Genomic DNA, 23,363 nt, shown 5'->3' with positions numbered 1-23,363 from the left:
CGTGAGACCCACGGGCCTGTCTTGCCCAAGGGCGACCACCCGTCACACGACATCCGTGAGACAGGGCGGTCGCCCTTGGTGCATGTATGACGTGCGCCGTACAATAACCCTTATGCTTTCACCGTCCCTTCGTGTCCGCCTGGACATCGCCTACGATGGCACCGACTTCCACGGGTGGGCCACGCAACACGGCCTGCGCACCGTGGCTGGCGTGCTCGAAGAGAAGCTCTCCCTCGTGGTCCGCGAACCCGTGACCTTGGTGGTGGCCGGACGCACCGACGCCGGCGTTCACGCCAACGGCCAAGTCGCCCACGTCGACCTTCCCACCAGTGCGTTCGAGCAACGTTCCCTGACCCGCCCGGAAGACCTGGTCCGCCGTCTGTCCCGCATGCTGCCCCACGATATCCGCCTGCATAGCGCCACTCGCGCCCCTCAAGGATTCGACGCCCGCTTCTCTGCCCTCCGCCGCCACTACATCTACCGGCTCACGACCCACCCGGCCGGGCCTCTTCCGGTGCGGGTGAGGGACACGGCGCGGTGGCGTCGACCCATCGATCTGGACAAGGTGCAGGCGGCGAGCAACGCCATGCTCGGGTTGCAGAACTTCGCCGCCCTGTGCAAGGCCAAGGAGGGGGCAACGACCATCCGCGAACTGCAGCGATTCGAGTGGGTGGATGTATCGACCGACGCCGAGCCTCAGACCTACGAAGCGCACGTCACCGCTGATGCGTTTTGTTGGTCGATGGTCCGTTCCCTGGTGGGGGCAGTGATGACCGTCGGCGAAGGCAAACGAGACGTGGGCTTCGCCGCCGAGTTGATGGGGGAGAAGCAGCGTAGCTCGGTGGTGCCTGTCGCGCCGGCTGAGGGGTTGAATCTGGTGAAGGTGGATTATCCTGCCGATGAGGACCTTGCCGCGAGGGCTCGCGCGACCCGCGCGATGCGCAGTGAGGCGGAGCTCGGCGACAGCGCTGCGGCTGAGACCGACCCAGCTGGCGCAGACACAGGCAGAGAAGAACGGGAGTAGACACAGTGGCTCTTGAACCGACGTGGCACCTGGTGCTCATAGCGCTGCTAGTGTGGGCGCTTCCGGGCGCGCTGCTGTCCATGGCCGCGGGGCTGAAACCGCACCGCGCGTTGGTGGCTGCGCTGCCGGTGACGGCCGGCGTGTGGGGCAGTCTCGCTGCGCTGTATGGCGCGCTGGGTATTCCGTTTACGCAGCTCAGCGCCTGGATCGGAACCGCGGTCGTGGTGCTGCTGATGCTGGGCTGGCAGGTGTTCTTCGGGCGTGCCGCGCGCGCCGCACGGGCACGGCGAGCCACCGGCGGCGGTGAGTTGGGTGAGGCGGGTGAGTTGGCGTCGGATTCAGAAGGGACATCACCACAGCCGGCGCGGGATTGGATGGCAACGCTGCGCACGGTGAGTCGGCCCCTGCTGCCCGCTCTCGGCGTGGTCTCCGGTGCCTACCTGATGATCTCGCGCGGGCTGAACTCCATGGTCAACACGCCGCGCGGGCTGGAGAGCGTGTTCCAGGGGTGGGACGGTCAATGGCACGTCTCCACCATCCGCTTTATCATGGAGACCCACACCGCCAGCTCCACGCACATGGGCGAGCTGCAGAACGTGGAAACGAAAGCGCAGCTGTTCTACCCTGCGGCGTGGCACACCATGGTGTTCATGTTCCGGGAAGCCACCGATATTAGTCCTATCGCGGCCGTGAACATTGGGGCGAAGGTGATGCCGGCGGTGGGGATCGCGCTGACGGTGTCCCTTCTGGCGTGGCTGATGGTGCGCGGAGCGACGCGTCGGGCGGGGTTGGGGACGGCCGTGGCGGCGTTCCTCGCACCCATCATCGCAGCGGGTGTGCTGCCGCTGTATTACGTCAGTTTCTATGTGGGCATGTGGCCCTATGCCTCCGCGATGTCCCTGATCGGGCCGGTTATCTGGCTGTTCTGCCGCATCCCGTCCAGCCCGCGCATGATCGTGCCGGCGGCGGTGGCGCTGGCTGGCGTGGGCATGATGCATCCAGCGCCGATCACGCACATCGTGTTGTTCGTGGCTGTGTGGTGGCTGGGCGAGGGAGTACTCCGCCGGCAGTCGGACGCCAGCTGGGGTGTGACGAACAAGTACCTGGCGCCGGTGGTGTCCCGGCTGCGAGCCACGCTCTACATCGCCGGGGCTGGACTGTGCGCCGTGGCTATCTTCCTGCCCCAGCTGCTGGTGGGGTCCAACCAGACCAGCGAGGTCAGCCAGTTCAACACGGGCGAATCGGACACCACACGCACGGGAAGCTGGATGAGGATCCTGTACCTCCAGACCCGGCACGCGTGGGAATACGGCGTGGACTGGTGGTTCCTGTGGGCCGCAGCGATCGGTGCCGTGATCCTGCTGGCGTGGCGCAGGAACCTGTGGCCGCTGGCCGTGTTCCTGATCTTCGCGGTGATTGCGGTGGATGCGGTGAGGAGCTTCGCGGATCCGCTGGGCGCTATGGCCTCTGCGGTAGGCGCCCTGCACTACAACTCGGCACACCGCCTGGTGATGCCGGTGGCCATCCTCATGATCGTCTTCGCTGCCGGTGCGGTGGGCTTCGTGTTCCATCTGGTGTTCCAGATCATTCCTACGGCGGTGAAGAAGAACGGTCAGAGCATCCCACCATTAGTGGCTTCTACAGTGACCGTGGGGGCAGTGCTCGCCCTCGTGGTGGGGGCGCAGATTCCACCGCAGCACCAGGAGGACAAGACCGTAGGGATGGACCACCTCCTCGCCTCGGCCTACGATCCACGCATGGTGGACACGGCAGACCTGCGTGCCTTCGATTGGCTGGCGACACAGCCCAAGGCCTACGACGGGCTGATCCTGAACAACCCCGACGAAGGCAGCGGCTGGATGTATGCCTACAATGGCCTGCCTGCGCTGCACCGCCACTACCTGTTCCCGTCGGTGGGGCAGGAGTCCGCAACCACGCTGCTGTACTGGCACCCGGACGTCCTGGGCCGGGGTATGCCGCCGGTGCCTGGCTCGCCCGCGGAGGCCGCTCTGGCAGAGGGTCGCTCCGCCAAGGGGCTGGAGGGCGATCGCTCCGACTACAAGAACACGGTGGATAAGGCCGTGGACGAATTAAACGTCAACTACATCGTGTTCGGGCCGCCGCACTTCTGGTCCTGGCAAAAGGACATCATCGGCCAGGGGCCGTTCCTATACGACGCCCCGGGTGTCACCCCGATCTACCAAGACGGGGCGCTCTACATCTACGCGGTGAACGCCCACTTCACCCAGGATGAACTGGATCAGATGGTGAAGGACTCCCCGCGAAAGCCCACGCATCCGCCCGTGCAGGCTCCCGATGCGGTGAACTCTGCGCCGGCGAAGCCTCACGGGGCTGAGCACTAGCGGGGGAGTGGAGCTCCTCGGCATGTGGCATCGCGGGCTGCTCGGTGACTGGCGCGGCAGGCGCGGCGGGCTCACTGACTGGTGTGGCAGGCGCGGTGGGGCGCAGGTCGCAGGAAAAGTGCATGCGCGAGCCGTGGCTGTTGATGGTGGAGTGCCCCAGGGTGCTGTCCACCAGCGTGACCGTGGTGGTCACGAAATGCTCTGGGATCTCGTTGTCCAGCGGTTCCGTGGTCAGAATGACGCGCATAGTGTGGGGATCCCACGCGTCCTCCCAGTGTTGACGAAGGCTGGTGTGGGGCGCCGCGCCGGGCGTCGGGGGAAAAGGATCGGTGGGGTGCGGAGATCGACGGATAATGCTGACGGTGCCGTGGGGCCAGGGGATGGCGGCCATGCAGGCGTCGAGCATCGTGGGATCGCCCGTGATGACCACGGTCGCTCCGGGGACTACGTTGATTCCCATCGAGTGGCCGGTGGAGCCCACCCCCAGGATGAGCGCGGGTAGTGGCTGGATGGTCCATTCGGCGGGCAGACCCTTCATCCACACGGTGGGTTTCGTAGACGTGGGAAGGGCGACCACCCCGCAGCCCGCCGCGGCGAAGGGCACTCGGTGTGCGTAGTCGCTAGAAACGGCTACCACGGTGGTGCTGCGCTGGTGGGCAATCCTGCTGACCGCCCCGCCAGACTGCTGCAGCGACTCCGAAGGATGGTGCACCACAGAAGAATGCCGTAGGTCAGAGGCATCCAGGCCGAGCCCTTGAGCGAAGTGGTTCCCATCAATGTGTGCCACGGGCGCGGAACTTAACGTGGAGGTGGCCACCGCCCACACGTAGAAGATCTGGTGCTCGCTGCGCTGGACAGTGCGCGTGCGCAGAAGGAGCCAGCCTGTCCCCGCGGCGCAGAGCAGCATGATGAACAGAGATAGAAAAAGCATGCGTCCCCCTTGTGCATGTGGCTCTGATCTGTGGCGCTTGAGCGCGAAACTTAGATGTGAAACCCCCAATAGCTATATCTTATACAAAACTATCGACTACTGTCTAGAGATGTGGCATGCTAAAGGCGCGAGTGCACACATGGTTTAAGGCACGAGTGCACACATGATGGAAAGCATGCTGCACCGTGTGCGGGGGCACACGGCAGGTTGATTCTTTGCGAGGGGGAAAGAACGTTATGCGTACCACCGGTATTCAGGTCTCCGGTTTTGGGTTTTTGTTGAGGCGCCTGGAGTTAGCGTTGGTGATTGGTGATGCGCGCATGGCGCATGATCCTTTGCGCAACCAGCGCCGGGCCTTGGCGGTGGGGCTGTTGATGAGCCTGCTGATCGCGGGTGGCGCGGTGATGCTGGGTCTGCTCAAACCGAAGCCCACCTTGGACGGGGATCTGGTGGCGGATGAGTTCGGGGGTCTGCACGTGCGCCTGGGGGAGACGTACCACCCGATCACTAATGTGGCGAGCGCCCGCTTGGTGCTCGGCGCGCCGGTGGACGCCACGAAGTCCACCGCTGATCAGCTGGCGGCGGCTCCCCATGGCGCGCCGATGGGTGTGGGGCATGTTCCGGGGTTGGATCAGGCGGAGAAGAGCTCGTGGTTTCTGTGCTCTGGTCAGGGGGAGCTGGTGAGCGTCCATGCGATTCCGGAATCGGACGCGCACATGCACACTCGTCGCGTGGCGGTGGCGACTGATGGGCAGGAGTTGTGGCTGCTCAATGGGCAAAGTCGCACCTTGGTGGATCCGTCGGCGGCCAGGGCGTTGGGCGTGGATACGGTGGCCGTCAACCAGGGGTTCTTGAAGCAATACGACCTGAAGGATCCATCGCTGTTGCCGCAGGGGCCAACGGGGCTGCCGGCGCCGTTTGACGAGGCGGGTGTGTTGCTGAACGCCGGTGGCCGCGTGTTCATGACCGCCCCGGGTGGTGTTGCTGAGCTGAAGGGCGCGCAGCGTGCCTATGCCGAGGGGCTGAGCGCCGCCCCACCTCGTGCAGTGGCGCTTGCGGATGTGGTGGCGCAGCCAGGCGCAGACGTGTGGCCGTTTGTCCCGCGGGAGGATGTCCGCGCGAGTGACTGGGCGTCTGCTCCTCACGATTCCTCCTCGCTGCCGTGTGCGGGGCAGCAGGGCACGGCCGTGTTGCCTGCCCCGGAGGGTACGGCGACGGACTCTGGGTTCGTGGGGCCACGCGGAACCTCCCCTGTGGTCACGGAGCGTGGATTGTTCTTAATCGACGACGCCGGGCTTCGCTATTCCGTAGGCACCTCCGAAGAATTGTCGGCCTTAGGTTTTAAGGACCCTGTGGGTGTGCCGTGGCGGACCATCGCAGGACTCACGGACGCTGGCCTGCTGAGTGGTACCACGGCCCGGCAGACGGTCACCGCGATGAACACCAGCGAGAGCAGCACTGCTAAGGACACCGGAACGATGTAGCTGGTGGCTTCGGGTGTGAAGGCAACGTCCGTGACCGTGGGCGGCAGTGGCTGTACTGGTCCGTAGGCCTGGGGTACAGCGTGTGCGTCCACACCAGAGGTATCTGCAGTGCGATGTTGTTCGCGCAGCTGCAGGGATGCGTTGATCGCGGCCTGGGTATCGACCACCTTGATGGGCTGCTGCATGCCCGGTGCAGCGCCACCAGGCGAGGCTGTGGCGAGCAGGATGGCCGTGACGGTGTCCGCTGTGGCTTGGGGAAGTATCTCCCACACCCGGGCCGCCGTGCCGGAGACCACGGGTGTGGCGAAACTGGTTCCTATGAAGGGATCTGGTGAGCCCACGAAGGTGGTGACCACTCCGGGTTCTTTCTCGGGATCCCTTTCCACGCGGGCACTGACGGGGCCTCCGCTGGCGTAGAGCATGGCCCAGGGACCTGCGGCGCTGTAATCGGCTGGGATCCGTCCAGAATCGGAGACGTGGTCCGCACTGTCACGCGCATCCACGGCTCCCACCGCTAACACCCCTGGCAAGGACGCCGGATAGGGTACTTGGTCTTCCTCGCACTGACCCGTATTTCCCGTGGATGCGACCACTAACGCCCCTGTGGATTGAGCGCGTGTGATCGCCTCGCGCAGCTCCACGGTATCTTGGCAGGCCACCATCGAGATATTGATGATGCGGGCCGGGTGCGGTTCTGCAAGGGCTGCGTCGATCGCCGCAACGAGATGGCTCACCGTGCCCTCGCTTCTCTCGGGCGAATCTGAGTGGAGGAACGAGGCGATAGGCGCGCCGGGAGCTACCTGCTGAATCACACTGGCCACGGCACTGCCGTGGAGAATACAGAAGTCCCGATCACCACTGACCCCAGGCGCGGCAGAGCCCGTATCAATCACGGCGATGGGCACATCATGGCCGCTTCCCGGGGTGGTCTCCGTGGCGCTGTGATCCACCGGAATCTCTGGGCCGATGAGTCCTTCTTGGCAGGTGTTACTCATCCGATGCCCCTAATGAGACCAAATACGCCGGTGGCATGCAGCGCGAGTGGAACTGCAAGGGCAAAGGTCAGCATCTCCACCCAGTCAATGATTCGTCCCAGCATTGGGGAGCTAATGCGTAGCGCCGGAAGTGCAACCAACCCCAGGAGAACCACCCCGGCCGGGCTATGGAGCGCTAACCACAACCCCACGAGGGCGGCCATTGTGCTGACGGCTACCGCGTGAATGGGACGGGCGCCGCGTGCAGTCACACCCAGCAGTGCCACCGCGATCAGGAGTGCCGTGGTCCAGCCGTCGATGGGACTATTCCACGGTGCTATCTGCACCACGCAGGCGCAGATCACCACGCATAACGCGCTGATCAGTGAAGAATGGACGTCCACCACCGCACCAGCAGAAGAATGCACCGGCTCGCTGAAGATCCCTGTTGCGGGGACCTTGGGAAGTTTGATCCTCTGGATCGCAATGGCGATCTGTCCGGCGTATGCCAGCGCAAAGAGGGTCACCACCAGGGTCACTCCGGGCGAAAAGTTCATGACTGCCGCCAGCATCAGCGTGCATGTGATGACGCGTGCCGCTCCTGCGCGCCAGACCACCAGAGCTGCCGCCACACATCCGCACAGCACGTTAATGTGCAGACCCACTCCGAAGGCAACGATGGGAGCTATCCAGGAAAAGCGCTGATCGTGCAAGCTTGCGGCAGCAAGGCCCAGAGCGGCTATCGCGCCAACAACTACGGTGAGGAGTTGCGATTGATCCCAGTTTCCGGGGCTGTAGAAGTCCACAGGGTGCCACAGTGGTGCGACCTGCCACGTCACCACCGCTGCGATAGCGGCGACGATCCACACCGCGGGGTTGTCGGCAATCGGCCCGCTGAGCTCCTCGACCGCCTCGGCCGGAGGAGCGGGCGCGCTCGCGATATCTAACTCCAGCGCCTCACCTGGTATCACTCCAGCATCTGTCAGTGTGTGTTCAGGCCGTATGCTTCCCACCGCTCGTTTGAGGACCCAGTGTTCACCCGGCGTGATGTCCTCCACGAGGTGCGGTATGAGTTCTGCGACCGGTATGTGGTCGGCCACAGCAGCATTGATGGTGGTGCCACGACGAGGCACCGAAATGCTCACGGCAAGCATGGGCAATCCCTCCCTTGAATGATCCCTGTATACAACGCACCACCCCTTGGCGCGTTGGGTTGTAGCACACCCCCGTGGTGCGCGTGTGAGTCATAGCGTAGCGTGCACGTCCTACATTCGCATTCGCGGTCAACTTTTATGGACCTGACCAGCGCAAATGAGAGCGTTCAATTTTTTGTTGGCAAAACATGATGTTCCATGGCAAGCTGAAAAGCACATGAGCGCGGTCGCGCACGGTGGTGATGGCCCCTCGGGGGAGGGATACGCCACACCCAACACGCTGTGTGCCGCGCTGGATTGGGGGAACATCGATGCAGACTCAAGCGCCACCGACGCTGCCGAAAGACAAGCAGCCATTCATCCGCTTGCTGATGCCTGCGGTCATGCTCGTGGCCGTGGTGGGCATGATCGCCGCCATGGTCCTGTCTGGTGCCGGACGCTCACCCATGACGTTCATTTTTCCGCTGATGATGCTGGGCAGCATGGCGATGATGTTCACGCCTGGGGGCAACGTGGACGAAATCCGTCGATCCTTCCATCGTCATATCGACGCCCTCACGGACGGCCTCAAACGAAAACACGAGCTGCAGCGCCAGCAGATGGAGGCCGCACACCCCAACCCTCATACCCTGTGGTCGTATATCCACACGGGGACTGAGGTCACTGCAGAGCCGGGAGTTGTGCGGCTAGGCATGGCTGTGCAGACTCCCGAGGAGACCTTAGAAATACCGGTCAACGACCCGCCGGAGGATTTGGAGCCGGTCAGCGCGATGGGCCTGCGTGACTTGGCGATTCGCTATTCGACGATTGAGGCTCCAGTGAGCGTGGACTTGGCGTCGTTCCATTGCGTTGTCATGGTGGGGGACGGTGCGGCCGGGCTGGCGCGTGCGATGCAGGCGCAGGTAGCGATGCAGGACGCGGATGCGTTGACGGTGACGGGGCCCTATGACCAGTGGCTGCCGCACGACGGGCCGCGGACAGTGCGCTTTTGTTCCGGGGAAACTCCGGTGACGGCGGGGTCCGTTGTGGTGGATCCAAGTCCAGAATGGGTAAACACGGCCATCTCTCAGGGGCTCTACCTGCACGTCACCGGTGAGGACGAGGGGTGCGTGTTAAGCGCCTGGACGGTTGATGGATGGGCACCATTCGGGGTGGCGGACCAGCTCAGTGAGGTGGAACTGGCTCAGATCTGCCGGTCTCGCTCGACGGTGCGATCAAGCACCTCGCTGCTGGAATTGCAGGGCGGAGATCTGCGGGCACCGATTGGTTTTAGCGGCTCCCCGGTGTATCTGGATATCAAGGAATCAGCGCTCGGGGGAATTGGGCCCCACGGCCTCTGCATCGGAGCGACGGGAAGTGGAAAATCGGAATTTTTGAAAAGTGTGGTGGTGAGTTTTGCCCACAATCATACCGCGGAGGAATTGAACTTCATTTTGGTGGACTTTAAGGGTGGTGCCACGTTTATGGGGCTGGAACGGCTTCCCCATACTTCGGCGGTCATTACCAACCTGTCGGAAGAATCGACCCTGGTAGATCGTATGCAAGATAGTTTGCTGGGAGAGATGCATCGTCGCCAAGAACGGCTCCGTGCTGCCGGAATGACCACCGCCATTGAATTCAATAAAGCATTTCCTGGGAAAATGCCCGCCCTGTTCATCATTGTGGACGAGTTTTCAGAATTACTTCATGCCCGCCCGGAGTTTGCGGACGTGTTTGCGGCCATCGGGCGCCTGGGGCGCTCGCTGAGGATGCATCTGCTCTTGGCGAGCCAGAGGCTGGAAGAAGGACGCCTGCGTGGCCTGGAATCACACCTAAGTTATCGGATCGCTTTGCGCACCTTTTCGGCGGCGGAATCGCGAGCGGTGATTGGTAGCACTGCTGCCTATGAGCTTCCGCCCACACCGGGCGCGGCCATCCTCAGCGCACAGGACACGATCCGCTTTCAATCGGCTTACGTATCGGGACCGGAGCTTCCGCGTGACCAGCGCCTGGTGCAACTCCTGGGAAGCACAGTCACCGCGGAGACCACCACCTTGGATCTGGTGGTCGAGCAATTGGAAGGCCCTAACCACAACCCGGTCTGGCTGCCACCTCTGCCGGAGACGCTGCACGCCCACGAAGTTATGGAGCCCGTCGCGCCGGGCATCGCCCGGATTGGCCGAGAGGATCTCCCGTTCGAGGGGCTGCAGCCCACCTATGACATCGACATCAATCGACGCCACTGGGCCATCGTTGGCCAGCCGCAATCGGGCAAAACGATGACGCTGCGCAGCCTTGTGCTCGGGCTCGCGTTGAGCACTCCGGGCCTGGCCATATATGTGTTCGATCCGGGCGGGTCGTTGCGCGATCTTGCGCGGATTCCTCAGGTTGCGGCCGTTGTTGGGGCAGATGGGCTCAGCCGTCTTCTGGATGAGATGGAGCACACCACGGGTGCGCGCCTGCTGGTCATCGATGGGATCGACCAAGTCGGTGACGAGGAGCAACGCCTCATCACGCTGGCCACAACTGGGCTTGAGAAGGGACTGCATGTGGTGGTGACCAGCCTGCGATGGAATCTGCGCCCCAGCCTCCGGGATGTGTTGACAGGGCAGATGGAGCTGCGTATGACACCACTGGACTCGGTGTTTCGCGATGCTCAGAAGAGCTTGCCTGACCTTCCCGGCCGGGGAGTGAGCCATCGGGGAAAGCACGTACAGATCGCATGCAGCGCTGCTCAGGATGTGGAACACGTCCGTCAGGTATGTCATGGGCGGCAGGACGAAGAACTCTCCATGAGAGTGCTTCCACAATGCATCACGACCCGCGAGGCTGCTGCGCCACACGCGTTCGCTATCGGCGGCCCGCGGCTGGAACCCGTGGCATGGAACTGGATGGAGTTTCCACATTTCGTGGCTGTGGGACAGTCCCGCGCGGGAGCGACGACAGCGCTACGCAGCGTGATGAACAGCATTCGTTCCCGTGATCCGGAGGCAGTGGTGATCGCTACGGATGCTCGGCGAGGACTGCTGGGAATCGACGGATACATGGTGGCGCAGGACTTCCGGCAGTGCGTCGAAGGCTGGATGACCACCCTGAGGGAGAGGATTCCAGGCCCTGACGTGAGTAGCGAACAATTGGCCGCTCGCTCGTGGTGGTCCGGGCCTGAGGTGTTCGTGGTGGTCGACGATTCGGACACAGACCCCGGTCTGGATGTGCTGTTGCCGCTTCTTCCGTACGCCGCAGATATTGGCCTGCACCTGGTTCTGGCTCGCCGTTCCGGGCCGTTCCAACGCAGCAGTTTTCAACCACTCATGCAGGCAATCCGTGACCAGACAGCCTGGTTGTTGCTGTCCGGGCCACGGGAAGACGGCCCGATTGCAGGCCAACGTTTAGAAAAGCGTCCGCCCGGCAGGGCAATGTTTGTGCACTCTGAGCCGTGGGTAGTTCATGTCATTACTTCCGATGGGGACGAAGCTTCCGATGAGGATGAGGGCACGCAGGAGGGAAGAGATGAGACCTAGTATCAAACAGCGTATGCAGATAAAAGTGAAGCCACCGAGCCTGGAACATACCAGCATCATTGCGCAAGCCATGAGCCTCCAGGAATCCGGCATTTTGCTGCATGGAATGGAAGTCACGGATCTGTCTACGGGCTACTGCAGAACCGGATCCGCGGAGATGCAGCAACCCGGTTATCTAACGTTCATACGCGGGGACAATTCCCTGGCGGACGCGGTAAGAGAGGATGGCGGGACAAGCCAGTACAGTGCGGTGGACTATCCCTACCGGGCTAGCGGCTTAAGTATGAGGCGCCTTGAGAAACTGCTTGTTCTGGTGAAAGACGTTGCTGCCCAACGAGAAGCCAACAAGGAATGGGCTAGCGTCAATCCGCCGGCACCGCGCAACGCCTTCCCTTGGGGGCTGGGATTAGATAAACCCGACATTCTGGTGACGAAGGACACTGAGGCGGCCGAGGGAATTATTGCCTTCCTTCGACAGCGAGGGTTCCGCGCGAGGAAAGTTGACCCTTCAGAAGCCTGTGAGATTCTGGCTGACTTGCGCGAGATAGAACTTGAGCGCGAGCACGGACGTGATGAGGAGGAGTGTCAGGAGACTGACCAGGAAGAGTCTGGAGCATGGGGCGACTACGTTGGTTCGCGGGTGTCTAAGAAGTTTGTGCTGGCTGCCGCCGCTATCGCATTGGTGAGCCTCGCAGGCTTAGCTGCGATATACCTGCCCGGTAGTACTCGAGAGGTTACGGCGAGCGAGGCGGCGTCGGATAGTAGTGCAGGAAGGTCTGGCACGTCCACGTCGTCCGCGGCGCCGAGCGCAGCAGCACAGCAGCAGGCCGCAACTCAGGGGAACGGTAAGGGGAAGGAGCAGCATCCGCCACCGGCAGAAAAGCGAGCCTTTGAAGAACATCGCAAATCAGGGGACAACGCCCCGGCGCCTGCGGCGGAACGTGCAGCCATTCCCGTGGCCATCGACGTGGCAGGATGGCGGCGCGTGGGCGCTACACAGGGCCGGGAAGAGTTCATGTCGGATGATCCAGACATGCGCATCCTGGTAGCGGCGGCGCCGGCACCCGTGGAGTCGCAAGAGCAGTTGGACCAGGCGGTGCTCACCGCGATTGAGAAGACCCGGCACGATACCGGGAAAAGCGACCTTGAGGTGGTGGGGGTGTCCCCAGCCGCGTACAAGGAGGTGCATCCCACGTCGCACACACAATGGACCGTTCGGCTGGTAGACGGGCACCAATTGTCCGTGGGTTGCCAGATCCGAGACACCGGGGAGGTGCTTCCGCGTGTGGCGGATGCCCGGGGGAAAGCATGTCAGCAGGCGATCGACACCGCGCACCTGGAACGTCTGGAGCGTGCCGGGACATGATCGCGCTGGCGTTGGTGGTGGGCGTTGTACTGCCTGTGTTGGTCAGCATGCATGAGGAAGAGATGGTGTTTTTTGGGGGGGGGTTGTGCCGAACCCATGGACCGAGCGTGAGAACAAACAGGTAGCTCTAAGTCCAACTAATTCGCCCCATCATTACCTACGCAGACACCGGCCGCGAACTCTGGCGTGTCCAATACCGCGCCCTGACGAGGTTAGTCATGGCCGTCTTGAATTCAAACAAGGCGCCGCATAGCTCGCACCACGTACAAAAATATGGGCAGAGAAGAGAAGTGATCAGTACTTTCAAACAGCTTTTGAATGTTCTTGCTCAGAGCGGATCGATGAATCCTGCAATCAGGGTATGACTCTCACTGTTGAGATGCAGAGTAGGTGGCTTGGATTGTGATCGCACCTATTTCTTTCAGGGCTTTCAGTATTGACGCTATTAGAACATTTTGTATAGCTTATATTGCTGCTGTTTTTAGCATGAACGTCTGGCGTGACCAGTTGACGTATAACGCCATGTCATGTTATGCTAGTTCTCGCGCGGAGTAAAGCGCGCTATAAAGGGAAGTGAACAGTGTGAATTGTGTCTATGTTGTCAGCTATGCTGACGCTGGTAGTCGCAGTCATCATTTTTCTAGATACCAGGAATAAATAAAGAAGTCCCCACCCGCAAGGTCTAGCTGGGAGGGGGCTTCCCGCCGGAACACGCGAAAGGATACGTTAATCATGCGTTTCACACTCCTCGGGGCATGTGCAGCCACAATCATGACACTGGCTGGAGCCTCTGCTTTCTTCATTCCCGCCTTCCTTGCCGTCGGATACGCCATCGACCGCAATGAAAAGGCAGCCAGCTAATGCGCCCTATCATTACCGATGCCGATACCGGGCGCGAACTCTGGACAGGTGAAGACTGCGCAAAATATGTCGGCATTACGCCAGCAACATGGCGCAATTACAGTGCCAATCACCGAACGCCTGCTAATGTGGCCACAATTCTCGGAAAAACTCGCCTTTGGGATGCCGAGGACGTTAAGACCTGGCACGCCAACCGTCCTGGCTCTCCCGTTAAAAACCATCCAACCGCACATGGTGAGCATTAAGAAATAGAAGAAAGCCAAAGGCTGCGCCCAGTCGGGGCTAGCCATGTCTGCCTCCAACTCAAGCAAGGCATCGTATGGCCCGCGTCACGTACAAAACTTAACCAGAGAAAAACGCAATCTGCACTTTCAAACAACTTGTGAAAGTACTTGCTCGGAGCGGATCGGTGAATTATACAATCTCGATATGATTCTCACTGTTGGGGACAGAGTAAGCGGCCCCGATGGTAGTCTCACTAATCGATTTCCTGTCTTTCCATTGTTTTGGAATTTTCCCTTGTGGGGAGAGTAGCGGTCATCGTCGGCTCGCGTATCCACGTCGGGACTCCAAAAATATATAAGGAACGTACGGTAGTCCCGAGTTGTGCGTTGACCCGAGCTTCCCAAGGGGAACCGTCCATGGGGTACGGCACGTCGCGGCTGAGCTACTCGTGTTAGAAGGCGCGAACGTGGCGATGGTGCAATGCCAACTTAGCCACGCTCGGGCTTCACTGATCCTGGATGCTTATGCCGACCTGGCTAGCGTGGCGTCCGCGATGTACTGCTCGTTTCGAGCATTGGTGTAGCGCTCGTGTGAATAAGGAGTTAGTTCTGTTTATCCAGGTCAGGGGTGTTTAATGGGAGGGGTTGAGCTGTGCAGAGGGGGTAGCAGTAAAAAAATTTAAAAAAGTGTGAACCTTTTGCGGATTTCCGGAGTCTAACAAAGGGAGACAAACGCCGCGTGACGCGTTTGCTCGTTACACACAACAGTCACGATGACAAGACTCACGTCAACAAGAGCAGGGGGAACCTGATGAGTTTTAAAACTGATGTCGCCACCATGACCTCGGCGGCAAGCAACGTAGACAACATCAATGGGGAAGTGCAAGGCGAATTGAGCCGTCTGCAAAACGTGGTGGACAGCGTGTCAGGCGCATGGAAGGGGCAAGCGCAAGGCGCATTCCAAGGCCTGATGGAGCGCTGGAACCAGTCTGCACGCGAACTGAATGAGGCTTTGATGAGCATCTCTGACAACCTTCGGGCCAATGCACACGCATTCGACGACACGGAAATGGCCAATGCTGCAGCCTTCAACGGCTAAACGTCGCCAGCCACCGTTGTGGCCGCAGCCTTCAACGGCTACACCACGCTGTCACACTTGTGACACTTCAACCACCTAGGGGGATACATGATCCATTACAACTTTGGAACCATCGCGCAAGCCGCCGATGACATCAACCGAACCAACGGAAACATCGACCGCATCTTGGGAGACCTCAAGTCCCAGCTGCAGCCACTCGTTGCCGAATGGGAAGGAGAAGCAGCCGAGTCCTACAACGCAGCCCAAGCAAAATGGGATAAAGCCGCAGCGGAACTCAACCAGATCCTGGCGCAGGTGTCCACAGCAGTGCGTCAAGCCAACGACCGGATGAGCGAGATTAACCAGAGCGCGGCGCGAAGCTGGGCTTAAGGAGGGCTATTGAACACACGCTAGCTATTTGTTCTTCGTGGTAAGGGCAGCGGCTCCACAGACGTGACGGCGACGCCGCAGAGGTGAGAAGGCGTCACGGGTGGGGTCGCTGACCTGTGCGCGGTGCTCGCTGGCCTGTGTGCGGGGAGCCTTTGACATCTGCGTGAGAGAAGATATCGCCGATGCGGGTACATCTGCATCAATTTGGGTAGATCCGCAGCATGCCGTAATATTAGCGAGGTTGTGATCCTCACGAAGGGTCAGCAGACGGGTCTCCACCGGCCGCCGTCTGCAATCTACGCACGTAGATCCAATTCTGGCTGGCAGTTCCAAGAAGACCAAGGAGTCCCTCTGTGACTACTTTCCACCCAAAGAGCGGTGACATCTCCCGTAAGTGGTATGTCATTGACGCTACTGATGTGGTGCTTGGCCGTCTTGCTGTGACCGCAGCTGACCTGCTGCGCGGCAAGAAGAAGCCATACTTTGCACCAAACGTTGACTGCGGTGACCACGTCATCATCATCAACGCTGACAAGGTACACATTTCCTCCAACAAGCGTGATCGCGAGATGCGCTACCGTCACTCCGGCTACCCAGGTGGCCTGAAGTCCATGACCCTCGGTCGCTCCCTGGAGCTGCACCCAGAGCGCGTTGTGGAAGAGGCAATCCGTGGCATGATGCCACACAACAAGCTGTCTCGCGCTTCCCTGAAGAAGCTGCGCGTTTTCGCTGGCCCAGAGCACACCTTTGAGGCTCAGAAGCCAGAGACCTACGAGATCAAGCAGGTGGCACAGTAATGACTGAGTACAACGAAGAAAACTACACCGCTGCAGACGCAGTGAACGAAGAGTTCGTTGCAACCATCGGTGATGCTGTTGCAGCTGAGAACACTGAAGAAGCTGCCGTTGAGGCAGCACCAGCGCTGTTCGAAGGCACCATCCAGACCGTTGGTCGTCGTAAGGAAGCAGTTGTCCGCGTCCGCATGGTTCAGGGCTCCGGCCAGTTCATCTGCAACGGCCGCACCCTGGAGGACTACTTCCCCAACAAGCTGCACCAGCAGCTGATCAAGGCACCACTGGTGCTGTTGGAGCGCGAAGAGCAGTTCGACATCGTTGCAAATCTGACCGGTGGTGGACCATCCGGCCAGGCAGGCGCATTTCGCCTGGCTATCGCCCGTGCTTTGAACAAGTACAACCCTGAAGAGCGCAGCGCCCTGAAGAAGGCAGGCTTCCTGACCCGTGACGCTCGTGCTGTTGAGCGTAAGAAGGCCGGTCTGCACAAGGCACGCCGTGCACCTCAGTACTCCAAGCGCTAAGCCTTATCGCTGGTGCGCTCAGCTCGTGGCTGCGTAGACCGCGTCAGAGCAACGCTGTGTTAGCGCGGCAACTGAGCAGTGAGTACAAGGGCCTGGTGCCCGATAGGAAACTATCGGGAGCCAGGCCCTTTCGCTGTGTCACATCGCGCCCCAAGCCTCCAAAGAGAAGGATTATGCGACAAAAAAATGTGCCTGCTGCCGGGGGTGTCGCGGTCTTTTTAGGAAGTGCCCTGGCACAACTATAGGATTATTTCGCTCTTCCGAGATTTTGTCCTGGGGAAATGCGCAAGAACCGCAACAAAGTCCTATGGTCGTGCCAGCAATCCTCACGGCCGGCGGGGTAGGGGGAGTTCCCACCGTGGTTGATGCAATGGTATGGAGTATAGAACACCATCGCTGCACACCACATGGTGGGTGCAACACCGGGGAGCTCTGATGGAGTAGCTCGATTCTGTTCGATGCCACGCTCCTGACTGTGCACACAAAGAGGATCATGCTGAAGGAAAAGTTCGTCACATCCGCTCCCCAAGCCTCCCATGAATGTACATGTATTTAGACATGTGTGTCGTGCACGCGCGCGCGGCAGGCCCCAGAACACGCATGGCACCTAGCCCCGAAAGTGGGCTGTGGTGGGGTGCGCTTCGGCGTCGGATATAGGGAATGACCAGCGCACACGGCGAACAACGCACAACGGCCAGGAAAATGGATTGAACGATGTTCACGGATTTCTTGAATGGTGTTCAAATATTCAGCTAGCGTGCACAGGTATGACTGAGATCCTCGACATCGCACGCGACAAAGCCCTTGCCACAGGTGTGGGACTCACCCGTGACGAACTGCTCCGCGTCCTCGAACTACCCGACGACCGCCTGGAAGAAATGGCCGACGTGGCCCACCAAACCCGCCTGAAATGGTGCGGCCCAGACGTGGAAGTAGAAGGAATCATCTCCATCAAAACCGGCGGATGCCCCGAAGACTGCCACTTCTGCTCCCAATCCGGCCTCTTTGAATCGCCCGTGCGCGCAGCACGGCTCAACATCCCCGACCTCGTGGAAGCCGCCCGACGCACCCGCAAATCAGGAGCCACCGAATTCTGCATCGTCGCCGCCGTCAAAGGCCCCGACCAAGCCCTGCTGGACCAAGTGGGCAACGCAGTGGAAGCCATCAACAAAGAAGTGGAGATCGACATCTCCTGCTCCCTGGGAACGCTCACCCTGGACCAAGCCCAACAACTCAAAGACATGGGCGTGCGCCGCTACAACCACAACCTTGAAACGTCGCGCAGCTTCTTCCCCAACGTGGTAACCACTCACACCTGGGAAGAACGCCGCGAGACCCTGGAGAATGTTCGCGCCGTGGGGATGGAAATCTGCTCCGGCGGCATCATCGGCATGGGCGAAAGCCTGGAACAGCGCGCAGAATTCGCATCCCAGCTGGCGGAGATCGAGCCGTGCGAAGTGCCGATGAACTTCCTGGACCCACGCCCGGGAACCCCCTTCGCCGACCGTCCCCTGGTGCCCATGGGAGAGGGCCTTCGCGCCGTAGCGATGTTCCGCTTCGCGATGCCACGCACCACGCTGCGCTTCGCAGGAGGACGCGAGCTATCCCTGGGCGACGACGGCACCGAAAAGGGCCTGCTGGGCGGAATCAACGCCATCATCGCTGGCAACTACCTCACCACCCTGGGGCAGGCCATCGAAAAGGACGTGGACATGCTCAACCGCATCGACCTGCCCATTAAGGCGCTGTAAAGGGGCGCGCGGTGGCACGACACAACCTCGACAGCACAGAGCTGGAACAGGCCGTGCTCCTGGGGCAGGCGCCGCTGTTCCACCCCAACACTGGGCAGAACCTAAGCGACGTCGCGGACATCAGTGCAGTGAACGTCCACTTTGCCGCGGCCGCTGGACTGGATGTGCCGCGCTACTGCCAACTGTGCGGGCGGCGGATGGTGGTGCAAGTCCGGCCCGACGGATGGTCGGCGTGCTGCTCGCGGCACGGGACGGTGGACTCGTCGATTTTGGATCGTTAGGGGAGCGGGCGCTGCGGGTGCGGTACCGCTGCGCCTTGGCCGTTGCGCCTTGGCCACGCCGCCACACCGCAGCCACACCGCCACGCCCCAGCCACACCAAGCCGCCCTTCGACCTCAGTAGCAGCTGTGTAGAATGAGCCACTATGGCAAAACTCTTTGGAACAGATGGTGTGCGAGGCCTCGCCAACCACAAGTTGACGGCCCCGCTGGCAATGAAACTTGGAGCGGCTGCAGCGCGCGTGTTGGTCTCTAAAGAAGAGCAAGGCCGCCGCCCTACGGCCATCATCGGCCGCGACCCGCGCGTCTCCGGCGAGATGCTGGGTTCCGCGTTGGCAGCTGGAATGGCTAGCCAGGGCATCGACGTACTGGATGTGGGCATTCTCCCCACGCCCGCGGTGGCTTTCTTGACCGATGATTTCGGCGCGGACATGGGCGTGATGATCTCCGCATCGCACAACCCTATGCCGGACAATGGCATCAAGTTCTTCGCCGCCGGCGGTCACAAGCTGGATGACGAGATGGAAGACGCCATCGAAGCCACCATGCTGGACCTGCCGGAAGAGGGCCCCACGGGTGCAGCCATCGGCCGTATCTTGGACGAGTCCGCCGAGGCCCTGGACCGCTACCTGGCGCACCTGCGCGAAGCCGTGCCCACGCCGTTGGACGGCATTCGTGTGGTGGTGGACTGCGCACATGGCGCGGCGTTCCAAGCCGCTCCCGAAGCCTACCGCCAGGCTGGCGCGGAAGTCATCCCGATCAATAATGAGCCGAACTCCTTCAATATCAACGATGGTGTGGGCTCCACGCACATCGAGGTCATCCAGCAGGCTGTGGTGGAGCATCACGCCGATCTGGGCCTGGCGCACGACGGCGATGCTGACCGCTGCTTGGCTGTGGATTCCGAAGGCAACGTGGTTGATGGCGACCAGATCATGGCGATCCTTGCGTTGGCCATGAAGGAAGACGGCGAGCTGAAGAAGAACATGCTGGTGGCGACCGTCATGTCTAACCTGGGTCTGACGTTGGCTATGCGCGAACATGGCATTGATCTGCTGCAGACGAAGGTGGGCGATCGCTACGTGCTGGCGGAGCTCCGCGCGGGCGATTACTCCCTGGGCGGCGAGCAGTCCGGCCACGTTGTCATCCCTGAGCATGGAACGACCGGCGATGGCACCCTGACTGGTTTGTCGTTGATGGCGCGGATGGCGCGCACGGAAAAGCCATTGAGTGAGCTGGCTCAGGTGATGACCGTGCTGCCGCAGACGTTGATCAACGTGCCTGTGTCCGACAAGTCCAAGATCATGCAGGACAGTTCTGTGCAGGCCGCGATTGAGCAGGCGAAGCAGGTGCTGGGCGATACGGGCCGTGTGCTGCTGCGTCCGTCGGGCACGGAGGAGCTGTTCCGCGTGATGGTGGAGGCTGCGGATTCTGATTCTGCCCGGAAGATCGCGGGCCAGCTCGCTGCGGTGGTTGCGGCCGTCTAGCTGGATTAATACCGACGCCGGGCGCGCTGTTTGACAGCCTCCGCCCTGCGAGGTTCTCTACCCCAAAAAGGTTCACACAAAATTTGTGTGAACCTTTTTCGCGTCTGTGGAGTCTAACAATGTGGGATCTCAGTTGGACCGCTTAAGGCAACGGGACTGATGACAACGGGATTGTAGACAAGACAGGGAAAGGGGAAGAGTATGGAGCACTCAGCTTTGTCCTTGGACGTGGCGCAGGCGCTGCAGCAGCTAGCGCAGCTCAAGGAGACGCAGAGGTTGAGGGGAGACTTCTTGGACGGCGAGCGCCCGGAGGTTCCGCTTCATGCGTTCGGCCAGGGGTTATCCGGTTTAGCTGAGCAGTGGGCCGCAAGCCTCGCGCGTGGGCATGACGTGGGTGTGGAGTATGCTCGTCGCGTCCACACAGTGACTTCGGAGAGTGAGGCTGTGGTTCGTCGCGTGGATGCCGCCGACACGTTGGATGGCGGTGGCGCATCATGATGGATCCGCAGGCTCGGGTGGAGCAGGATTTATGCACGTTAGAGGATCTTGGCGCGCCGGTGGAGCCGGCCCGGTCGCAGGCGCAGTTTAGCGCCGGGCTGGACGTGGGGGTGCTTGTCCAGTGGGCGCAGGCGCTGAACGGTTTCGTGACGAGCGACCAGTGTGTTCCGGTGCAGAGCTCTCAGCAGGTCGTTCCGGCGTTGCAGGGTGTGGGTCAGGGCTCGGTGTGCGCGTCTCTCGCCCAGGCTGTGCAATCGTTGTGTCAGCATCATCAGGCGATGCACGATGCGGCGATGTCCGCGGGTCACTGTGTGGAGAGGGTGGGGGCCGTTGTGAATCAATGTGCCGACGCCATCAGCGCGATCACCACCGGCCTCCAGGACGTGACGCGTCTCATTCAGGCGCTGGCCCCTGCCCCTCATGGGGAGTGTATTGTCCAGACGCTGTTGACCCAGGCCGGGCTGGCAGTGGAGGGGTTGTTGCAGTCTCGCAATGGCACGTTGGAGGCGCTCTGTAGTCAGGCTATTGCGGATGCGGAGCCAGCACACCAGGACGAGCAGTGCCACTGTTCTCATCAGTCGCACGAGGCTGCTCCTGTGGTTTCTCACGAGCCGCCCCAGTCTCCGGTGAGCGTGGCCCAAGCGCCCGCGCAGACGCCATGTGTAGAGATGACCCATGCTCCAGGCGTAGGGATGACTCATGTAGCGGTGAGCGTGGCCCAAGCGCCGGTAGTGGAGGTGTCTCACGCGACGGGGGCGGCGACGTGCCCACCGCTGATTTCTCCGCAGCAGCTGGTGTCCACGGTGCAGAATCACGTGAACATGGCGGCGTCTGTGTGGCATCAGTGCCTGTCGCAGGCAGCGGACATGCTGTGTCCAGAGGCCATGGCTGAGAGTCACTGCCCAGTGCCGGAGGACGCGTCGCCCTGCTCGCACGAGGCGCCCGCGCCCGACCCAGCGCCTGAGCAGAAGCCCGACCGGGCGCCCGAACCAGCACCCGAGGCGAAGGCGCCGTGCCCACACGAGGCGTCAGAGCAGAAACCAGAGCAAGCTCCGCAACCAGTGCCCGAGGCGAAGGAGCCATGCCTAGACGAGGCTACAGAGCAGAAACCGGAGCCAGCTCCGACGCTTGCTCCAACGCCGGCCCCCGAACCAGCACCTGCGCCAGCTCCAGCGCCGGCCCCGGAAGCGGTTCCGGCTGCATCGTCTTCGTCGTCGTGGGCACCAGACATTTGGGTGGATGTTCACGCCAACGTGGCGGTGGCTTCCGAACTCTCCACGAGTGCCACAGGCAGCGCGGCCGCGGCAAGCCCTGTGGAGTTAGCAACATCAGGAACCGGTGGCGCCGTGGGGTCGGCTGCTACCGTCCATCTAGCAAGGAGCGAACAGTGGTGAGCGAACACACCAGCAATCCCTACGACCGCATCGTGGAAGACTTTGCCCATCAGATGACGGCCATCACCGCCGAGTTTGAGGACAACTTAAAACAGGCAGCGCAGCAGGTAGGCAAGCTACTAAAAGACTTGGAGGGGCTTGAACTGCCGATCGACGCCGCGCAGCACGATAGCCTGCCTGCACAGGTCTCACACCGTGGCGATGCATCCGGCAGCGCGCCGAAGTCAGCTCCAGGAGGTCCGAATATCTTTCATCACGCTTGAGCAACGTTGGATGAGCGGCGCTGGCTGTGCAGCGCCGCCTACCAGCCGTGTGATGTGACGCTGACCTCGTGCACGATGCCCTAGCGCACTCCGACCTAGTGCACGCTGCCCTAGCGCACGCTGGCTCACTTGAAGCTGAGCTCCTGGATACGTTTTTGAATATCCGCGTTTTCCGGCAGCTCGTCGACCAGTTCCTTCTTCGTGGCGACCAGGGTCCGCTTAAGCTCAGCGGTGTCATCGCGGAAAGCGGCGTACTTCTTATCCGTCTCCGCCAGAATGAACCCGGTCATCAAGGCACGTGCAAGATCCTGATTGCTGAACTCAGGCAGCCCCTTGCCCATCAACAATTTTTTGGTGATTTTTTCATTGAAGCCCTGAGCGGTGGCGCGCTCTAGGCGTCGGTAAACAACGTCACCCTTCCACTGCGCGGCCATGCGCGTGGCATCACCCATGGGGATCTCGCCGATCGCTCCGGCATTCAGGACCAGGCCAGGAGCCTCCACGTACTTTGCGGCCTCGTAGGAGGACGGCGACGTATCGGACGGGTAGATCGCAACTACACCGGCCAGCAGTGCCTGATTCTCATAGGTCTTCACGCCCTTGTGAGAGGCGGTACGTCCCGTCGCTGCCAGGACAGCGGAGGACGCACCGAAACCGTGACCCGCGAGGAACAGCTTGGTGGGATCAACCGAGATGTTGCCCTGGCCGAGCTTCACACCAGCCAGGATCTGCAGAGACGTCTCCAAATCAGAGGCAAACCCGCGCGCGTTGGGAGCAAAACCCCTCTCCGTATTCGGCGCTGCCACGGCAATGCCCCAGCTGGCGAGGTGACGCAGCGTTGCGTGGTACGCCTCAATGCTTTGGCGCCAATCATGACCAAAAGCAACGGCGGGGATGCCCTTGCCCTCGGCAGGAGTGTAGACGCGACCGGGGATGCCGGCAAACTCAAGCTCGCCAGTGAGCACGCGGTGCGGTCCGCGCTTTCCGAGACGGGGGATCAGGTTCTTCAACTTGTCAGCCACAAGAAA

Annotated in this window: 19 protein-coding genes and 1 pseudogene; 17 read left to right on the top strand and 3 right to left on the bottom strand. The window is 61.3% G+C overall.

Translation table 11 applies throughout. The features are described 5' to 3' along the window. Positions 1–112 precede the first annotated feature (112 nt). The 3 genes from truA (at position 113) to IAU67_RS07945 (ending at position 5,802) form a co-directional block, all read left to right on the top strand. A complete protein-coding gene (gene truA / locus IAU67_RS07955) occupies positions 113–1,024 on the top strand; it encodes a tRNA pseudouridine(38-40) synthase TruA (RefSeq protein WP_151842137.1) in 912 nt (303 codons plus the stop codon). 5 nt (positions 1,025–1,029) lie between these two features. After that, complete coding sequence (locus IAU67_RS07950) at positions 1,030–3,387, top strand: DUF6541 family protein (protein WP_151842136.1); 2,358 nt, start codon at positions 1,030–1,032, stop codon at positions 3,385–3,387. Positions 3,388–4,554: 1,167 nt separating this feature from the next. Continuing rightward, complete coding sequence (locus IAU67_RS07945; protein ID WP_151842135.1) at positions 4,555–5,802, top strand: type VII secretion protein EccB; 1,248 nt, start codon at positions 4,555–4,557, stop codon at positions 5,800–5,802. Positions 5,803–6,017: 215 nt separating this feature from the next. Here IAU67_RS07945 and IAU67_RS09985 read toward each other — a convergent pair. Both IAU67_RS09985 and IAU67_RS07940 read right to left on the bottom strand, forming a co-directional pair. Next, positions 6,018–6,797 (bottom strand): annotated as a pseudogene (locus IAU67_RS09985) (S8 family serine peptidase); the annotation flags it as partial. Then, complete coding sequence (locus IAU67_RS07940) at positions 6,794–7,930, bottom strand: EsaB/YukD family protein (protein ID WP_151842133.1); 1,137 nt, start codon at positions 7,928–7,930, stop codon at positions 6,794–6,796. The pseudogene IAU67_RS09985 and the gene IAU67_RS07940, both read right to left, overlap by 4 nt. A gap of 311 nt (positions 7,931–8,241) precedes the next feature. Here IAU67_RS07940 and IAU67_RS07935 point away from each other — a divergent pair, with 311 nt between their 5' ends. The 14 genes from IAU67_RS07935 to IAU67_RS07875 all read left to right on the top strand — a co-directional run bounded on the left by IAU67_RS07935 (position 8,242) and on the right by IAU67_RS07875 (position 22,335). Continuing rightward, positions 8,242–11,430, top strand: coding sequence for an FtsK/SpoIIIE domain-containing protein (locus IAU67_RS07935; RefSeq protein WP_151842132.1), 3,189 nt, complete (start codon positions 8,242–8,244; stop codon positions 11,428–11,430). 13 nt (positions 11,431–11,443) lie between these two features. Beyond that, positions 11,444–12,796 carry a type VII secretion-associated protein gene (locus tag IAU67_RS07930; RefSeq protein ID WP_187767889.1) on the top strand — a complete coding sequence of 451 codons (1,353 nt, stop codon included), beginning with the start codon at positions 11,444–11,446 and terminating at the stop codon, positions 12,794–12,796. Between the two features lie 732 nt (positions 12,797–13,528). Next, complete coding sequence (locus IAU67_RS10050) at positions 13,529–13,657, top strand: hypothetical protein (RefSeq protein WP_255441108.1); 129 nt, start codon at positions 13,529–13,531, stop codon at positions 13,655–13,657. Then, a complete protein-coding gene (locus tag IAU67_RS07925) occupies positions 13,657–13,902 on the top strand; it encodes a hypothetical protein (protein WP_151842130.1) in 246 nt (81 codons plus the stop codon). The genes IAU67_RS10050 and IAU67_RS07925 overlap by 1 nt, the downstream gene beginning before the upstream one ends. Positions 13,903–14,692: 790 nt before the next feature. Continuing rightward, positions 14,693–14,980: a WXG100 family type VII secretion target gene (locus IAU67_RS07920; RefSeq protein ID WP_151842129.1), complete on the top strand. Its 288-nt coding sequence runs from the start codon at positions 14,693–14,695 to the stop codon at positions 14,978–14,980. 87 nt (positions 14,981–15,067) lie between these two features. Continuing rightward, complete coding sequence (locus tag IAU67_RS07915; RefSeq protein ID WP_151842128.1) at positions 15,068–15,349, top strand: WXG100 family type VII secretion target; 282 nt, start codon at positions 15,068–15,070, stop codon at positions 15,347–15,349. 353 nt (positions 15,350–15,702) lie between these two features. Then, on the top strand, positions 15,703–16,146 hold the full coding sequence (rplM, locus tag IAU67_RS07910; RefSeq protein WP_151842127.1) for a 50S ribosomal protein L13: 444 nt from the start codon (positions 15,703–15,705) through the stop codon (positions 16,144–16,146). After that, a complete protein-coding gene (gene rpsI / locus IAU67_RS07905; protein WP_151842126.1) occupies positions 16,146–16,664 on the top strand; it encodes a 30S ribosomal protein S9 in 519 nt (172 codons plus the stop codon). Before rplM ends, rpsI begins: the two co-directional genes overlap by 1 nt. A gap of 767 nt (positions 16,665–17,431) precedes the next feature. Continuing rightward, positions 17,432–18,415 carry a biotin synthase BioB gene (bioB, locus tag IAU67_RS07900; protein WP_151842125.1) on the top strand — a complete coding sequence of 328 codons (984 nt, stop codon included), beginning with the start codon at positions 17,432–17,434 and terminating at the stop codon, positions 18,413–18,415. Positions 18,416–18,426: 11 nt separating this feature from the next. Next, entirely contained in the window at positions 18,427–18,696 is a 270-nt protein-coding gene (gene bsaP / locus IAU67_RS07895) for a biotin synthase auxiliary protein BsaP (RefSeq protein ID WP_151842124.1), read from the top strand. A 143-nt stretch (positions 18,697–18,839) separates the two neighbouring features. Continuing rightward, entirely contained in the window at positions 18,840–20,180 is a 1,341-nt protein-coding gene (glmM, locus tag IAU67_RS07890; protein ID WP_151842123.1) for a phosphoglucosamine mutase, read from the top strand. 201 nt (positions 20,181–20,381) lie between these two features. After that, positions 20,382–20,678, top strand: coding sequence for a hypothetical protein (locus tag IAU67_RS07885; RefSeq protein ID WP_151842122.1), 297 nt, complete (start codon positions 20,382–20,384; stop codon positions 20,676–20,678). Then, entirely contained in the window at positions 20,675–22,072 is a 1,398-nt protein-coding gene (locus IAU67_RS07880; protein ID WP_151842121.1) for a hypothetical protein, read from the top strand. Before IAU67_RS07885 ends, IAU67_RS07880 begins: the two co-directional genes overlap by 4 nt. After that, on the top strand, positions 22,066–22,335 hold the full coding sequence (locus IAU67_RS07875; RefSeq protein ID WP_151842120.1) for a hypothetical protein: 270 nt from the start codon (positions 22,066–22,068) through the stop codon (positions 22,333–22,335). The genes IAU67_RS07880 and IAU67_RS07875 overlap by 7 nt, the downstream gene beginning before the upstream one ends. A 125-nt stretch (positions 22,336–22,460) precedes the next feature. Here IAU67_RS07875 and IAU67_RS07870 read toward each other — a convergent pair whose 3' ends face one another. Next, entirely contained in the window at positions 22,461–23,357 is an 897-nt protein-coding gene (locus IAU67_RS07870) for a dienelactone hydrolase family protein (protein ID WP_187767888.1), read from the bottom strand. Positions 23,358–23,363 lie beyond the last annotated feature (6 nt).

The sequence above is a fragment of the Corynebacterium zhongnanshanii genome, from assembly GCF_014490575.1.
Lineage (GTDB): Bacteria > Actinomycetota > Actinomycetes > Mycobacteriales > Mycobacteriaceae > Corynebacterium > Corynebacterium zhongnanshanii.
The sequence above is the reverse complement of the archived record's forward strand: the minus strand, read 5'-3'. Positions and strand labels throughout refer to the sequence as shown.

Bases quoted from the DNA above. Each gene is read 5' to 3' on its own strand.
- IAU67_RS07935 (WP_151842132.1), top strand. From the start codon at position 8,242: ATGCAGACTCAAGCGCCACCGACGCTGCCGAAAGACAAGCAGCCATTC.
- IAU67_RS07880 (WP_151842121.1), top strand. From the start codon at position 20,675: ATGATGGATCCGCAGGCTCGGGTGGAGCAGGATTTATGCACGTTAGAG.
- IAU67_RS07930 (WP_187767889.1), top strand. From the start codon at position 11,444: ATGCAGATAAAAGTGAAGCCACCGAGCCTGGAACATACCAGCATCATT.
- IAU67_RS07915 (WP_151842128.1), top strand. From the start codon at position 15,068: ATGATCCATTACAACTTTGGAACCATCGCGCAAGCCGCCGATGACATC.
- IAU67_RS07885 (WP_151842122.1), top strand. From the start codon at position 20,382: ATGGAGCACTCAGCTTTGTCCTTGGACGTGGCGCAGGCGCTGCAGCAG.
- glmM (WP_151842123.1), top strand. From the start codon at position 18,840: ATGGCAAAACTCTTTGGAACAGATGGTGTGCGAGGCCTCGCCAACCAC.
- bioB (WP_151842125.1), top strand. From the start codon at position 17,432: ATGACTGAGATCCTCGACATCGCACGCGACAAAGCCCTTGCCACAGGT.
- truA (WP_151842137.1), top strand. From the start codon at position 113: ATGCTTTCACCGTCCCTTCGTGTCCGCCTGGACATCGCCTACGATGGC.
- IAU67_RS07945 (WP_151842135.1), top strand. From the start codon at position 4,555: ATGCGTACCACCGGTATTCAGGTCTCCGGTTTTGGGTTTTTGTTGAGG.
- IAU67_RS07920 (WP_151842129.1), top strand. From the start codon at position 14,693: ATGAGTTTTAAAACTGATGTCGCCACCATGACCTCGGCGGCAAGCAAC.
- IAU67_RS07940 (WP_151842133.1), bottom strand. From the start codon at position 7,930: ATGCTTGCCGTGAGCATTTCGGTGCCTCGTCGTGGCACCACCATCAAT.
- IAU67_RS10050 (WP_255441108.1), top strand. From the start codon at position 13,529: ATGCGTTTCACACTCCTCGGGGCATGTGCAGCCACAATCATGACACTG.
- rpsI (WP_151842126.1), top strand. From the start codon at position 16,146: ATGACTGAGTACAACGAAGAAAACTACACCGCTGCAGACGCAGTGAAC.
- IAU67_RS07925 (WP_151842130.1), top strand. From the start codon at position 13,657: ATGCGCCCTATCATTACCGATGCCGATACCGGGCGCGAACTCTGGACA.